This is a genomic window from Sphingomonas degradans (assembly GCF_053502645.1).
Map to the genome: position 1 here is coordinate 4392319 of NZ_CP177172.1, position 15853 is coordinate 4408171.

Here is a 15853-nt window from a genome sequence, read left to right on the forward strand (position 1 = left end):
GTCAGTGGAAGTCATGCGACTTGACTCGCAGCACGCCCTCGCGCCGCTCGCGCGGGTCGATCGTGCCGCCATGGGTGGCGCCGTCGCCCGGCGCGGTCATGCGCGGCAGATCGAGGTCGCCGACCGCGCGCAGCCATGGGGTGAGGTCGGTCAGCGCATCGGCGACGACATGGATCACCAGCCCCTCGCGCTGCACCCGGCCCCGGATCGCCAGCATCGTCGCCGACATGACGGTGCGCCGATGCGCCTCGAACCGGTCGGGCCATAGCACCGCATTGGCGATGCCGGTTTCGTCCTCCAGCGTGACGAACACAACGCCCTTGGCGCTGCCCGGACGCTGGCGGACCAGCACCAGCCCGGCGACTTCGACGCGGGCGCCGTCCTTCATGCCGAGCAGGTCGCCGCACCGCGCGATCCGCTGTGCCGCCAGCCGATCGCGCAGGAACGACAGCGGATGCGCGCGCAGGCTGAGCTGGGTGGCGCGGTAATCCTCCACCACTTCGCGCCCCGCGCTGAGCGGCACCAGCGCGACCGGCGCCTCGATGCTCTCGGGCCGCACCTGGCGCGCGCGCAGATCGGCGGCGTCGAACAGGTCGAGCGGCCTGTCCGCCAGCCCCTTGATCGCCCATAGCGCCTGGCGCCGATTGAGCCCCAGCGCCTGAAACGCATCGGCCCGCGCCAGCCGCTCTAGCGCGGCGGGCTTCACGCGGGACCGCCGCCACACCTCCTCGATCGACGTGAAAGCCCCGCCGGCCCGCGCCGTCAGGATCGCTTGCGCATCCCCCTCGGCCAGCCCCTGCACGATCCCCATGCCCAGCCGCAGGGGGTGCAGCAGCGCCCAATCCGCCGCGCTCCCGCAAAATCCGGTCCGGGGGCGCCCCGCCGTCGTGCCGCGCGGCATCGGCAGCGTGTCCCACGCGCTGGCGTTGATGCAAACGGGATGGACCTCCACGCCATGCTCGCACGCGTCGCGGACGATCTGGGCGGGGGCATAGAATCCCATCGGCTGGGCATTGAGCAGCGCGGCGCAGAAAATGTCGGGGTGGTGGCATTTCATCCAGCTCGACGCATAGGCGATCTTGGCGAAGCTGGCGGCGTGGCTTTCCGGGAAGCCATAGCTGCCGAACCCTTCGATCTGCTTCACCAGCCGCTCGGCAAAGTCTTCGCTGATCCCCCGGGCGCGCATCCCCGACACCAGCTTCTCGTGAAATTCGCCGACGCCGCCGGTCGCCTTGAACGTCGCCATCTTGCGGCGGAGCTGGTCCGCCTCGCCCGGGCTGAAGCCGGCGCCGATGATCGCGACCTGCATCGCCTGTTCCTGGAACAGCGGCACGCCCAGCGTCTTTTCCAGCACCTGCCGAAGCGCGGGCGAGGGGTAGTCGATCTCCGCGCGCGGATTGCTGCGCAGCAATTCGCGGCGTTTCAGATAGGGATGGACCATGTCGCCCTGGATCGGGCCGGGCCGGACGATCGCGACCTGGATCGCGATGTCATAGAAATTGGCCGGGCGCATCCGGGGCAGCATCGACATTTGCGCGCGGCTCTCGATCTGGAAGGTGCCGAGCGTATCGGCGCGCTGGATCATCGCGAAGGTGGCGGGATCGTCGACCTGCAGCGTGTCCGATGCCATCGTCAGCCGAACGCCCTTGTGCGTCTCCAGCAGGTCGAACGCGCGGCGCATGCAGCCGAGCATCCCCAGGCCGAGGATGTCGACCTTCATCAGCCCCAGTTCCTCGATGTCGAGCTTTTCCCATTCGACGACGCGGCGGGCGATCATCGCCGCCGGTTCGATCGGGACGAGCGAATCGAGCCGGTCGCGCGTCAGCACGAAGCCGCCGGGATGCTGCGACAAATGGCGCGGCGTGCCGATCAGTTCCCGCGCCAGTTCCAGCGTGAGGGCCAGGCGCGGGTCGCTGCGGTCGAGGTTCAGTGCGTCGGCATGGTCGTCGTTCACTTCGTTGGACCAGCCCCAGACCTGGCTCGACAGCGCCGCAGTCAGATCCTCGGGCAGCCCCAGCGCCTTGCCCACTTCGCGCAGCGCCCCGCGCGAGCGGAATCGGCTGACCACCGCCGTCAGCGCGGCATGGTCATGGCCATAGGTCTCGTAGATCCACTGGATCACTTCCTCGCGTCGCTCATGCTCGAAATCGATGTCGATATCGGGCGGCTCGCCGCGATCCTCCGAGATGAAACGCTCGAACAGCAGCTTGTGGTGGACGGGATCGATCGACGTGATCCCCAGCACGAAGCAGATCACCGAATTGGCCGCCGATCCCCGCCCCTGGCACAGGATATGCTGGCTGCGGGCAAAGCCGACGATCGAATGCACCGTCAGGAAATAGGGGGCATAGCGCAGCTTGCGCACCAGCCGCAGTTCGTGGCGGAGCAGCCGCCGGTAGCGTCCCGGCGGGCGCGCGGGGAAGCGGGCGTTGAGCGCCTGCCACGCCATCCGCTCCAGCGCCTTTTGCGGGGTGTGGCGGCGCATGACGATTTCGTCGGGATATTGATAGTCCAGCTCGCGCAGGGAAAAGGTGCAGCGTTCGGCGATCGCCGCCGCCGCGCGCAGTGCCGCCGGGTGATCGACGAAGCGGCGCGCCATTTCCTGCGGCGGCTTCAGGTGGCGATCGGCGTTGCGTTCGCGGCGGAAACCCAGCGCGTCGATCGTGCAACGCTCGCGGATCGCGGTCATCACGTCCTGGAGCATGCGGGTGTCGGGGTGGTGGTAGAGCACGTCGCCGGTGGCGAGCGGCGTCAGGCCGAAGCGCGCCGCCGCCTGCGACAGCCGGTGCAGCCGCAGCGCGTCACCGGGGCGGCGATGCTGCGTCAGCGCGACATGGCCGCGATTGCCGAACACATCGGCCATCCATTCGAGCGCGCGATCTTCCCGAACATCGCGCGCACCGGGCACCAGCGCGCCGACCAGCCCCTGGGCGGCCTCGGCCAGGTCCTCCCAGTGGAGGAAACACTTACCCTTTTCGCCGTGCTGGGGATCGGCGCGGGCCTTGCCGAGCGTCAGCAGGCGGGTGAGGCGGCTCCACGCGGCGCGGTCCTCGGGCCAGACCAGCACCGAACTGCCATCGACCAGGTCGAGCCGGCACCCCACGACCAGCTTTACCCCCGTCCCCTCGCTCGCCACCAGCGCGCGGACCATGCCCGCCACCGAATTGCGATCGGTGATGCCGAGCGCGGGCAGCCCCAGCAGCGCGGCGGTTTCGAAGAGTTCGTCGGGGGCGGAGGCACCGCGCAGGAACGAATAATGCGTCGTCACCTGCAGTTCGGGATAGGTCATCCGAACACCCCGTGCAGATACCAGCCGAGATCGCCCGTCACCGCGCGCTCGCCATCGCCGCGGCGGAACAGCCAGTAGCGGCGCCCGGCCTCGTCCTCGACACGGAAATAGTCGCGGATGCTGTGCATCTCCGCCCGGCTGCGCCACCATTCGCCATGGATGCGCTCGGGCCCGTCGGCGCGCACCACGCGGTGCGTCTGGCCGCGCCAGGTGAAGCGGCGGGGCGGCTGATCGGGGAGCAGCGCGACGACGCCCTCGACCCGCTCGGGCCGGCGCAGCAGCCGGGCGGGGCGCGGCCAATCGGGGTGCCAGGGCGGCATCTCGACCGCGCGGTTCAATCCCCGCACATCGTCGGCACGCAGCCGTGCGGCGGCGCGGGCAGGGGGGTCGAGCACCCCGGTGGGCGCGACCGATCGTTCGGGCACGTCGCTTTCCACCGGACGGGTGCGCCAGAGCCGGTCGAGCCCGATCCGCGTCGCCAGCGTATCGACCAGCGCGGCGAGATCGGGGGGCGCATCCTCGTCCAGCCGCTCGCCAAAGGGTTCCGCCCCCAGCGGCTCGGCGCGGCGCAGGTGGAGGTGCAGCGCATCGATGCCATAGCCGGGCTCGATCCCCTCGATCCGGCGTGTGAGCAGCCGCAACAGGTGCGCGGGGTCGCGATTGGGCCGCGCCAGCCCGATCGTCACGCATTGGGGCACGCCGTCGACGCGCTCGGCGACCAGCTCGATCCGGCGCGCGCCCAGCCCCGCCTGCGCCAGCGCGGCGACCAGCCGGGGGACCAGCATGCCCATCCAGTGCGCGATCGCCTCTGCCGTGGCGATGGGTTCGGCAAAGCGCTGGGTCACGACGATCTGTTCGGTGGGGACGATCGGCGTGAAGGGTTCGGGGAGCGCGCCCAACGCCTGATCGAGCCGCAGCGTCAGCGCACTGCCGAAGCGGCGGGTGAGCGGGGCGCGGGGCATCGCCGCCAGCGCGCCGATCCGCTCGACGCCCAGCCGCTGGAGCAGCTCGACGGCGCGGGGTTCCACGCGCAGTGCGGCGACGGGAAGGTCGGCCAGCGCCTCGGCCTGGCGCCCCGGCGGGCACAGGCCGCCAGCGGTGTGGCGGGCGAGCGCGTGGGCGGCGCCGGGGGTGTCGGCGATGGCGATCCGGGCCGTGAACCCGGCGCGCGCGAGGAAGCGCACGATCCGCCGCGCCATCCGCCCCTCGCCGCCGAACAGATGCGCGGTGCCGGTCAGGTCGAGCAGCAGCCCGTCGTCGCCGTCCAGCATCACCAGCGGACACCAGCGCCGCGCCGCGCGCAGCGCCAGCCGCCGGAGCGCGGCGCGATCGCCCTCCGGGTCCGCCGGGCGGATGTCGAGCCCCGCCACCTGCGCGCGCGCCTGCGCCAGCGCCATGCCGGGGAAGAGCCCCAGCGCGCGGGCCTGCGGACAGGCGGCTGCGATTTCGACGCGGTTGCCGGTGTGGAGCGTGGTGACGAGGGGGGCGGGGGCCTCTGTGGGCGGCGGGGGGACGGCGCCAGCGACAGGGGGCGGGGAGGCAGTCGCACGGGCCGGAAGTCCACGGCGGGGCCCTGCCGGCGTCCCCTCTTTGCCGTCATCCCGGCGAAGGCCGGGATCCATTCGCCGCTCGGCTGGGGCTGTTTGGTGCAACGGAACGGGCAATGGATCCCGGCCTTCGCCGGGATGACGGGGGGTGGATGTGCCCGTGACGCGATGTACCGGGGCACCGTGTTGGTGGTGTCCCGGTTGGCATCGGTGCCGCGCCGTCTCCACGTCGGGCCCTCCCCCGACCCCTCCCGCAGGCGGGAGGGGGGCAGAAGGGTGCCGGGCAGCGGAAAGGGGTGGGGTGCCGGGTCGGCGGTGTGCCGGTTGGCGCTGGTCTTGCGCCGCCTCCATGTCGGGCCCTCCCCCGACCCCTCCCGCAGGCGGGAGGGGGGCGGAAGGGTGCCGGGCAGCGGAAGGGAGCGAGCCGCCGTGTTGGTTCAGGTGCATCGCGTGGAACGAGAGGCGTTCGGCGTCGCCACGCGGGTTGCGCCGGTGCCGCGCCGCCTCCATGTCGGGCCCTCCCCCTGCCCCTCCCGCAGGCGGGAGGGGAGCAGCAGCGAAAGGGACCGGTACGCCGCCTTCGTCCGGGCGCATGGCGCGGAAGGGCGGGGGCGCGGCTTCGCTGCGGCGGCCTATTTCGTGTCTGGCCGGCTGGCGGTGGGCGGGAGTGCCCGTCTCGCGGGCCCAGCGCGCGCCGGGGCGCCAGCCGCCGCCGCGCGGCACCGAACAGGCATGCTCCTGTTCGGCGGCCACGGCGGCGTGGAGGGCATCCAGCGATGCGGGCGGGCCGGGCTCAGGCGGCCTGGCGGTCCGCTCTGCCCGACGCAGCCGTTCGATGGCCCAATGCGGCAGGTAGAGCGCAGCGACCCGTTGCATCGCACGCCTCCACAATCTGTTCGAAACCTTCTCCCCCGCGTTGCCGTGCCAGCGTCAGCCGCCACTGCGCGCGGCCCACGCCCGCCACCGGCAGCGGTGTCGAGGGAGCCGATGCCACCCGCCAGCGCGTGATCGCCGCAGAGGGTGCGCCCAGCGGGTCGCTGCCTTCGCGGGCGTGGCGCTTCATCAGCAGCGCGATCGTGCGCCCGCCCTCTGCCGCCAGTTGCAGCCGCCTTGTAGCGGGCATCCCGATCCGCTTCACTTCGCCGATCACGGCGCCCAGCCCGCGATGGCGCAATCCTTCCTCCAGGATCGCCAGCAATTCGTCGTCGTCGCGCGCCTCGGCATAGATCACGCGCTTGGGATCGAGCCCGACCTGCGCCAGCCCCGGCGCGAACAGATCGCGCCGCCGCACCACCCACAGCACCGGGCCCCAGGCGCGCGCGGCGATGCCGCCCATGAACAGGGTCGCGGCGCAATCATCGGCCATGTCGCCGGTGGTGCCGCTGATTTCGTGCAGCGCATCGAGCCGCAACCCGCCATCGGCGAGCCGCGAATCGACGCGTTCCAGCCCGAAGGGCAGCACCGGACGCCGCCGGAATCCATTGGGTTCCAGCCCGGCCAGCGTCTCGCGCAATTGCTTCAATATGGCGGGATCAGCCATTGGATACACGACTCGACAGCGCAGAATGTTCTTATTCTGTTCCATTGGGGCATCGAGTCAAGCTGGTTTTGTTCCGCCATGCCGCAGTGCATCAAGGTCAGCGCTGCTGACCTACTCGACAGCGCCCGCGAAATTTTATAACAACGTCCTGAAACCGATTCCGCGCGTTGTACCGGCGCAACGAGTCTATTTTCTGGAGAGTCCATGGACGCCTCGCGCGCCAATCTGCCGCCCTTGTCGCTGCACATTCCCGAACCGCGCTTTCGCCCCGGGGACGAAGCCGATTTCAGCGACGTGGCCGTGCCGCCCGCCGGCGCCGCGCGCCGCCCCGACACCGCCGACAAGGCCGAGAGTTTCCACGAACTCGCCTATACGCTGGTGCGGGTGCTGGACGATGCGGGACAGGCCGTGGGCCCGTGGGACCCCCGGCTGGACGGCGAGGCGAAGCGCAGGATGCTGCGCAGCATGGCGCTGACCCGCGCGTTCGACGAGCGGATGTTCCGCGCCCAGCGCCAGGGCAAGACTAGCTTCTACATGAAGTCGACCGGCGAAGAGGCAGTGTCAGTTGGGGCGGCGCTGGCGCTGGCCAGCGACGACATGTGCTTCCCCAGCTATCGCCAGCAGGGCATCCTGATCACGCGCGGCTATCCGCTGGTGACGATGATGAACCAGATCTATTCGAACCGCGGCGATCCGCTGCAGGGGCGTCAGCTGCCGATCATGTATTCGGCGAAGGATCATGGCTTCTTCTCGATCTCGGGCAACCTGACCACCCAATATCCCCAGGCGGTCGGCTGGGCGATGGCGAGCGCGGCCAAGGGCGACACGCGCATCGCCGCCACCTGGTGCGGCGAGGGCAGCACGGCGGAGGGCGATTTCCACTCCGCCTGCACCTTTGCCAGCGTCTATCGGGCGCCGGTGATCCTCAACATCGTCAACAATCAATGGGCGATCAGCAGCTTTTCGGGCTTTGCCGGTGCCGAGGCGACGACCTTTGCCGCGCGGGCGATCGGCTATGGCATCGCCGGGCTGCGGGTGGACGGTAACGATGCACTTGCAGTCTATGCCGCGACGCAATGGGCCGCCGAGCGCGCGCGGACCAACCAGGGGCCGACGCTGATCGAGCATTTCACCTATCGCGCCGAGGGGCACTCCACCTCCGACGATCCCACCGCCTATCGCAGCGCCGGCGAGCCCAATGCCTGGCCGCTGGGCGACCCGATCCGGCGGCTCAAGGACCATCTGATCGCGATAGGCGAATGGGACGAGGCGCGGCACGAGGCGATGGACCTCGAACTCGCCGAACAGGTGAAGACTGCGCAGAAGGAAGCCGAGAAGAACGGCATCCTGGGCCATGGGATGCACCAGCCGTTCGAGACGATGTTCGAGGGCGTGTTCGAGCATATGCCGTGGCACCTGAAGGAACAGAGCGAGCAGATGATCGCCGAGCGCAAGGCGGCGGGGATATGAGCGAGACCAGCACCCGCATGAACATGATCCAGGCGATCAACTCGGCCATGGACGTGATGATGGAACGCGATCCGCAAGTGATCGTGATGGGCGAGGATGTCGGCTATTTCGGCGGCGTGTTCCGCGCGACCGCCGGGCTCCAGGCCAAATATGGCAAGACCCGCGCCTTCGACACGCCGATCACCGAGATCGGGATCATCGGCGTGGCGATCGGCATGGGCGCATACGGCCTGCGCCCGGTGCCCGAGATCCAGTTCGCCGATTACATCTATCCCGCGCTCGACCAGCTGGTGAGCGAGGCGGCGCGGCTGCGCTATCGCTCGAACGGCGACTTCATCTCGCCGATCACGGTGCGCAGCCCCTATGGCGGCGGCATTTTCGGCGGGCAGACGCACAGCCAGAGCCCCGAGGGCATCTTCACCCATGTCTCGGGCATTAAGACGGTGATCCCGTCGACGCCCTATGACGCCAAGGGGCTGTTGATCGCCGCGATCGAGGACAATGATCCCGTCCTCTTCCTCGAGCCCAAGCGCATCTATAACGGCCCGTTCGACGGCCATTACGACCGCCCGTCGCGCAACTGGAGCGCGCATCCGGCGGGCGAGGTGCCCGAGGGGCATTACCGCATCGAACTGGGCAAGGCGGCGACGGTGCGCGCGGGCGAGGCGGTGACGATCCTGTGCTATGGCACGATGGTGCATGTCGTCGCGAGCACGGTCGAGGACATGGGCGTCGATGCCGAGATCATCGACCTGCGCACGCTGGTGCCGCTCGACATCGACGCGATCGAGGCATCGGTGAAGAAGACCGGGCGCTGCATGATCGTGCACGAGGCGACGCGCACCTCGGGCTTTGGCGCCGAGCTGTCGGCGCTGGTGCAGGAACGCTGCTTCTATCATCTGGAGGCGCCGATCGCGCGCGTCACCGGGTTCGACACGCCTTATCCCCACAGCCTCGAATGGGCCTATTTCCCCGGCCCGGTCCGCATCGGCGAGGCGCTCAAGAAACTGCTGAAGGACTGACCGGCATGGCACGCTTCACTTTCCGCCTTCCCGACATCGGCGAAGGCATTGCCGAGGCCGAGATCGTCGCCTGGCACGTCCGCGTCGGCGAGCGCGTGGAGGAGGACCAGCAGGTCGCCGACATGATGACCGACAAGGCGACGGTAGAGATGGAATCGCCCGTCTCCGGCGTGGTGGTCGAACTGGCCGGCGAGGTCGGCGATCAGGTCGCGATCGGTTCCGCGCTGATGGTGGTCGAGACCGACGAGGATGCGGGCGAGACGCCGGTCGAGGAGCAGGTCGAGGCGGAAACGCCGGGGGTGGAAGAGGCCATCCTCCCCGGAACGGGGAGGGGGACCACCGGCGGAGCCGGTGGTGGAGGGGGCGTGCCGCTGGACGATTCCGCCACGACCGCGCCGGACTCGCCTGTGGCGGCCCCCCTCCACCATCAGCCTGCAGCTGATGGTCCCCCTCCCCGTTCCGGGGAGGATCATAAGGTCCTCGCTTCCCCCGCCGTGCGCGCGCGTGCGGCGGACCTCGGCATCGACCTCGCGAGCGTGAAGCCCGCCGAGGGCGATCGCATCCGCCATGCCGATCTCGACGCCTTCCTGCGCTATGGCAGCGGGCAGGGCTATCACGCGCCGCACGCATCCCGCGCCCGCGAGGATCAGCCGGTGAAGGTCATCGGCATGCGCCGCCGCATCGCCGAGAATATGGCCGCATCGAAGCGCGCGATCCCGCACTTCACCTATGTCGACGAAATCGACGTGACCGCGCTGGAGGACATGCGCGCCGACCTGAACGCCAATCGCGGCCAGCGCCCCAAGCTGACCATGCTGCCGTTCCTGATCGTAGCGATCTGTCGCACGATCCCCGACTTCCCGATGCTCAACGCCCGCTATGACGATGAGGCCGGCGTGGTGACGCGCCATGGCCGCGTCCATCTGGGCATGGCGACGCAGACCGATGCCGGGCTGATGGTGCCGGTGATCCGCGACGCGCAGGACAGGAATGTCTGGCAGCTGGCGAGCGAGATCGGCCGGCTGGCCGAGGCGGCGCGCACCGGCAAGGCGACGTCGCAGGAGCTGAGCGGATCGACGCTGACGGTCACCTCGCTGGGACCGCTGGGCGGCATCGCGACCACGCCGGTCATCAACCGGCCGGAAGTGGCGATCATCGGCCCGAACAAGATCGTCGAGCGCCCCGTGTTTCGCGGCGACGACATCGTTCGCGCCAAGCTGATGAACCTGTCGATCAGCTGCGACCACCGCGTCGTCGATGGCTGGGATGCCGCCAGCTATGTCCAGGCCGTGAAGAAGCTGCTGGAAACGCCGGTGCTGCTCTTCGCGGATTGAAGGTCTGGGCACAGGGCGCGAAAGCGTTGGAATAGCGCGATTGTCATAGCGCGGTGGTAACGCCGCGCCATGACCTTCGATCTGATCCAGTCGCTGTGCCTGCCCGGCGATTTCGCCATTGCCAATGACGACCGTGCCGGGTCCACGGGCGGGCTCGCCTGGGTGATCGACGGCGCGACCGATCTGGGCCCCGCCGGGCTGGTGGGGGCACAGGGCGGGGCGGCGTGGCTGGCGGACCAGGCCAATGCCCTGCTGGCCGGCGCAGACGCCGCGCGGCCGGTGGCGGACCTGCTTGCCGATCTGACCGCGCGGCTTGCCGCGCGCTTTGCCGTTGCCCGGCGGCGCGATCCGCTGGGGGCGTGGGAATTGCCCTGCGCGTCGCTGATGCTGGCGCGCCACGCGGGCGATGCGATCGAATGCGGCTGGCTGGGCGATTGCGTGGGGCTGCTCCACGGCCCCGCCGGCACGCGGCGGCTGGGGCGTCCCCGCGTCAGCCGCGATGCCGAGACTGCGCATGCCGCCAGCAACGCCGCGCACGGGCTGGGCACGGTGAAGGGGCGCGAGGGGCCGCTGATCGACAGCCTGCGCGAAGCCCGCGCCCGCCCCGGACGCGCCGTGCTGGGCGTCGATGGCGCGGCGGACCGCGTCGAGATCGCCCGCTACCCTTGCGCGCCGGGCGACGCGCTGCTGCTGATGACCGATGGCTTTGCGGCGCTGTGCGACAGCTATGACCGCTATGACGAGGCCGGACTGGCGCAGGGCGTGGTGACGCGCGGCGCGGCGGCGCTGGCGCAGGAACTGCGCGCAGTCGAGCGGGAGGATGCCGACTGCACGCGGTTCGTGCGGTTCAAGACGTCCGACGACGCGACGCTGCTGCACCTGCGTGTGGCGGGGTAGGGGCTGCGCCTACATGCGATTTGCTTGCGGCCCTGGGCCCCTGCTTTCGCAGGGGCACGGGGTTTAGCCGCAGGGGCACGGGTTTAGCGGTGCGCGGGACTTCAGGCCGCGAGGGCGCCGAGGATGCGCACCCAGGAGCGGATGCCCTTCTGGAAGCTCTTCAGCGCGTATTTCTCGTTCGGCGAGTGGATATTGTCGTCGGTCTGCGCGAAGCCGACCATCACGCTGTCCATGCCTAGGATCGAGCGGATCGAATTGACCACCGGGATCGATCCGCCGCAGCCGAGCAGCGCGGACTTGCCCCATTCGTCGGCCAGCGCGGCGCGCGCGGCGCTAAACGGGCCGCTGTCGCTCGCCAGGCTGATGGCGTGGCTGCCGGGCCCGCGCGTGACGAACTCCGCCGAGCAATCGGCGGGCAGCCGGTCGCGGACATGGCCCTCGAACGCGGCCCAGACCTGATCCGGGTCCTGATCGCCGACCAGCCGGAAGCTGACCTTTGCATGGGCTTCGGCGGGGATCACGGTCTTGAACCCCTCGCCGGTATAGCCGCCCCAGATGCCGTTGATTTCCGCCGTCGGGCGCGACCAGCTCTGTTCCAGCGCGTCATAGCCGCGCTCGCCCGCCGGGATGCGCAGGCCGACTTCGCCCAGGAACGCATCGGCATCGAAGCCCAGCGCGTCCCAACTGGCGCGGACATCGGCGCTGATCGGATGGACGCCGTCATAGAAGCCGGGCAGCGTCACGCGGCCATCGGCATCCTTCAAGTCCGCCAGCATCTGCGCCAGCAGCTGGATCGGGTTGCGCGCGGGGCCACCATACAGGCCCGAATGCAAGTCGCGGCTGGGGCCGCGCACTGTCACCTGGCCCGCCGCCATGCCGCGCAGGCCGATGGTGATGCCGGGGGTTTCGGCATCCCACATCAGCGTGTCGCAGATCAGCGCGAAATCGGCCTTCAGTTCCTCGGCATGGGCGTGGAGGAACGGCTCCAGGCTGGTCGAGCCCGATTCCTCTTCACCCTCGAACAGGATCGTCACCCGGCAGGGCAGTTTTCCGGTGGCTTGCTTCCACGCGCGGCACGCCTCGATAAAGGTGCGCAGCTGGCCCTTGTCGTCCGATGCGCCGCGCGCGACGATTGCCTGCGACCCGTCGGCGCGCGTCTCGATCACGGGATCGAACGGATCGCGCTTCCACAGCGCGATCGGATCGACCGGCTGGACGTCGTAATGGCCATAGAACAGCACATGCGGCCCGTCGCCCGCATGGTGCGCGACGACCATCGGATGGCCCGGCGTGGGTGCGACGCGGGCATCGAAGCCCAGTTCGGTCAGCTCGTCGGCCAGCATCGCGGCAGCGGTGCGGCAATGGTCGGCATAGGCGGGATCGGTCGACACCGACGGCACGCGCAGCAGCGCGAAGAGGCGGTCGAGGCTGTCGTCCAGATGATCCTCGGCAAAGGCGAGGGCGGATGCGGTATCGGTCATGCGTGCGGGCTACGCCTGGTCGCGGCGAGGGGCAAGACCGGGGAGTGCCGCTGTGCAGATGCAGACCGCCCGGGGCGGGCGGTGATCGGGTTCCTGCCAAGGAACCTTGAAAAAAGGCCCGCCTCCCCGAAGGGAGACGGGCCCGATCTTGATGCCCGAAGGCGCCGGATCAGAAGTTGAGCGTGGCGCCCACTGCGATCTGGCGACCCAGCGAGTCGTAGCGTGCCGACAGCGTGTTCGCACGCGACAGCGCGTAGCTGTACGAGTTCGGCAGGATCGGCGGGGTCTTGTCGAGGATGTTGTTCGCCGAGACGCGGAACGAGTACGACTTGTTGACGCGGAAGTTCAGCGCCAGGTCGAAATAGTCATAGGCGTCGATGCGGTAGAACGTCGAACGCTCGCCAGCGGCAGTCCAGCCGAGCGACGCGTCGCCCGAGTTGGTGACGTTGGTGAGCGGCCCCAGGTGACGCCAGTTCACCGAAGCGGAGAAGAACTGGTCCGCCGTGGTGTAGGTGCCGCGCAGGTTGTGCGTCCACTTCGGGATCAGCTGGCCGCAGCCGCCGCCGTAATAGCCCGCACAGTTGTACTTCGGCAGGATCGGCGAATCCTGGCCACCGGCGAGGGTGGTCAGCGAGCCCGAGAAGTCGAAGTCCAGACGACCGGCCGCTGCAAGGTTCAGGGCGTACTGGCCCTGGAAGTCCCAGCCATAGGACTTGCTCTTGTAGTAGTTGGTCGTGCCCTGGCGGATATAGCCAGCGGTCGGATTGCTGGTCGGGTTGCTGAACAGCTGGCCGCTCGCGTTGCGCACGAACATCTTGCAGAAGAAGTCGCTGCCGGTCGCAAGGCAGCCGTTCGTGAAGTAGCTCTGGTCGTTATACCCGATCGAGTCGTTCAGATCGATCATGAAGCGATCGACCGAGAAGCTGAGACCCGGCAGGAAGCTCGGACGCACCAGGACACCGAACGTCTTGGTGTAGGCCGTTTCCGGGTCCACCGTGAAGCCGCCGCTGCGATAGGTGCAGCCGACGTCGGTCGGGCACAGCAGCGTCTGGCTGCCGTACAGATTGTCCGCCAGGCCGGTTGCGGCGCAGACCGCGCGCGATGCCTTGGGAGCGCCATAGACGGGCACCTGCTGGCCGTTCGCACCCGTGGTGTAGGTGACGGTCGGCGCGCAGAAGTCGCTGAACGAGTTCACGTCGATGCGGCCATAGCTGTTGTTCGATGCCTGATAGGCCTCGGTCACCGTCGGTGCGCGCTGGGCGCGGTTGATCGAGCCGCGGAACGTGATGTCCGGGATCGGTGCCCAGAGTGCTTCGATCTTCCAGGTCGAGAACTTGTCCGGGTTGCTGCTGTACTTCGACAGGCGATAGGCGCCGTTGACCTGGAGCAGTTCGAAGAAGCGCTTGTGCTGCGCCAGCGGCGCCTGCAGCTCGACGTTGCCTTCCCAGACATGCTGACCCAGATTCTGGTCGCTGCCGCCATTCTGCTCGCGCCAGTTGGCGTCGGCATAGCTGCGCAGCTTGTCCTCGCGATATTCCGCGCCGAACGCGATCGCGACGCCCTGGTCCGCGAACGGGCTCTTGATGCCATAGGTGCCCAGGTCGCCCTGGACGGTGGCGATGCCGTTATACAGCGTGCTGACCGTGGTCTGGGTGCCGTAGGTGCCCGCCAGGATGTAGTTGAACAGCGCGCTGTTGTTCGTCGCCGAATAGGCGCTGAACGGATCGAACGGGACGCAGCCATTGGCGACGTCGTTCTTGCAGCTGATCGTGCCGTTGTTGTTGACCGTGTTCAGTGCGTTGTTGATCCGGGCATAGCTCGGCATTGCCCAGCTGATGTCCTGGCGATTGCGCGCATAGACGCCGCCGACATCGTAGCTCCAGCCCTCGGCAAAGGCGCCACGGACGCCGCCCGAGATGCGGGTGCCCTGGTTGAGGTAGCGATCTTCCTGATCGGGAACGCCGGTCAGGCGATAGCGCAGTTCGACCGGAACAACCGTCGAGGTGCCTGCCGCCGCGCCGCAGATGGTCTGCGCCTGCGATGCCGACAGATACGGGTTGTTGCACGGCAGCTGATAGGGTGCCGCGTAGTTGCTCGAGCTGAGGATGCGCGCGGGATAGACGTTGTTCGACTTGTCGCGGAACCACATCGCGTTTGCATAGACTTCGGCAGCGTCCGAGATCTTGAACGACGTGAAGCCGCCGGCATTCCAACGCTCATTGGCGCGCTGGAAGGAAAAGCCGTCATACGGGTTTTCGGCCAGGGAAGTCGAATACGGCACGAAGGTGCGCGTGCCGTTGGGGTTGTTGACATAGGCGTTGCCGGCGTTCGCGCCGATGCTCGGCGAGACATAGCCCGTCTTGGTGTAGGTCGAGACGGTGCAGCTCAGCGGGCCGTCCTTGGTGGTTTCGGTCAACTGGCAGCCCGAGGTCTCGCGTGCCGAATAGGGGACCAGATCCGCCTTGCGATAGTTGACATAGGCCGAGATGTGGAAGCGATCGTCGAACAGCTTCTTGCCGACGGTCAGCGACAGATCCTGGCGCCCGCCATCGGTCTTGGTGCCGGTCGAAGGCTGAGCGAAGCCGTACTGCTTGGCGACCTGCGAGACGAGGCCCGCCTTGTTCTGGTGCGCGTAGAAATTGTAGTTCGCGTTGAGCTGGATGCCCTGGAAGTCGTCGTTCATGATGAAGTTGACGACGCCCGCGACGGCGTCCGAACCGTACACCGCCGAAGCGCCGCCGGTCAGCACGTCGACGCGCTGGATCAGCGCGGTCGGGATCATGTTGGCGTCGACGCCGTTCATCGTGCCCAGGCGCTTGCCGTCGACCAGCGTCAGCGTGCGCTCAAAGCCGAGGTTGCGCAGCTTGATGCGCTGGCGGCCGTCGGAATCCTGATAGTTCTGCTGGCTGTCCGGCGCGATCTGGGGAACGCGGTTCAGCACTTCCTCGATGTTCACCGCTGCCTGTGCGCGGATCGAATCCGCCGTGACCGACGTGATCGGTGCGGCTGCGGCCGAATTGGGGCGCGTGATGCGGCTGCCGGTGACGACGATCGTCGCGGTATCGCTATCGTCGGCGGCAGTGGTGGTGGCCTGCGCGGCGGTGTCCTGCGCCATCGCGGGCGTCGTCAGCAATCCGGCGACGCACGTCGTCGCCAGCAGCAAGCTGTTCAATCTCTTCATTGGTGCTTCCCTTTGGTTGGTTTTTATTGGTCGTTGCATCGCGCCGCCCCGAAGCCTGAGGCCCGGAGTTGCGTGAATCGGGGGGCGCGCGC

9 protein-coding genes are annotated in these 15853 nt (G+C 68.6%); 4 read left to right on the forward strand and 5 right to left on the reverse strand.

Annotation, left to right across the window (positions count from 1 at the left end; genetic code table 11):
- Window position 1: 1 nt before the first annotated feature.
- The 3 genes from ACG3SL_RS20220 to ACG3SL_RS20230 form a co-directional block, all read right to left on the reverse strand.
- Window positions 2-3289, reverse strand: a complete 3288-nt coding sequence (locus ACG3SL_RS20220; protein WP_448662937.1) for an error-prone DNA polymerase — start codon at window positions 3287-3289, stop codon at window positions 2-4.
- Entirely contained in the window at window positions 3286-4911 is a 1626-nt protein-coding gene (locus tag ACG3SL_RS20225; RefSeq protein ID WP_448662938.1) for a DUF6504 family protein, read from the reverse strand. Before ACG3SL_RS20225 ends, ACG3SL_RS20220 begins: the two co-directional genes overlap by 4 nt.
- A 718-nt stretch (window positions 4912-5629) precedes the next feature.
- Entirely contained in the window at window positions 5630-6376 is a 747-nt protein-coding gene (locus ACG3SL_RS20230) for an ImuA family protein (protein ID WP_448662939.1), read from the reverse strand.
- A gap of 204 nt (window positions 6377-6580) precedes the next feature.
- Between ACG3SL_RS20230 and ACG3SL_RS20235 the strand changes: the two genes are divergently transcribed.
- From ACG3SL_RS20235 to ACG3SL_RS20250, 4 genes are all read left to right on the forward strand, one after another.
- Window positions 6581-7846 carry a thiamine pyrophosphate-dependent enzyme gene (locus tag ACG3SL_RS20235; protein ID WP_448662940.1) on the forward strand — a complete coding sequence of 422 codons (1266 nt, stop codon included), beginning with the start codon at window positions 6581-6583 and terminating at the stop codon, window positions 7844-7846.
- A gap of 17 nt (window positions 7847-7863) precedes the next feature.
- Entirely contained in the window at window positions 7864-8868 is a 1005-nt protein-coding gene (locus ACG3SL_RS20240; protein ID WP_448665186.1) for an alpha-ketoacid dehydrogenase subunit beta, read from the forward strand.
- Between the two features lie 5 nt (window positions 8869-8873).
- Window positions 8874-10202 (forward strand): dihydrolipoamide acetyltransferase family protein, encoded by a 1329-nt coding sequence (locus tag ACG3SL_RS20245; protein WP_448662941.1) that lies wholly within the window; start codon window positions 8874-8876, stop codon window positions 10200-10202.
- A 69-nt stretch (window positions 10203-10271) separates the two neighbouring features.
- A complete protein-coding gene (locus ACG3SL_RS20250) occupies window positions 10272-11099 on the forward strand; it encodes a protein phosphatase 2C domain-containing protein (protein ID WP_448662942.1) in 828 nt (275 codons plus the stop codon).
- 101 nt (window positions 11100-11200) lie between these two features.
- Here ACG3SL_RS20250 and ACG3SL_RS20255 read toward each other — a convergent pair whose 3' ends face one another.
- Complete coding sequence (locus ACG3SL_RS20255) at window positions 11201-12580, reverse strand: M20/M25/M40 family metallo-hydrolase (RefSeq protein ID WP_448662943.1); 1380 nt, start codon at window positions 12578-12580, stop codon at window positions 11201-11203.
- 169 nt (window positions 12581-12749) lie between these two features.
- Window positions 12750-15761, reverse strand: a complete 3012-nt coding sequence (locus ACG3SL_RS20260) for a TonB-dependent receptor domain-containing protein (protein WP_448662944.1) — start codon at window positions 15759-15761, stop codon at window positions 12750-12752.
- Between the last annotated feature and the right edge of the window lie 92 nt (window positions 15762-15853).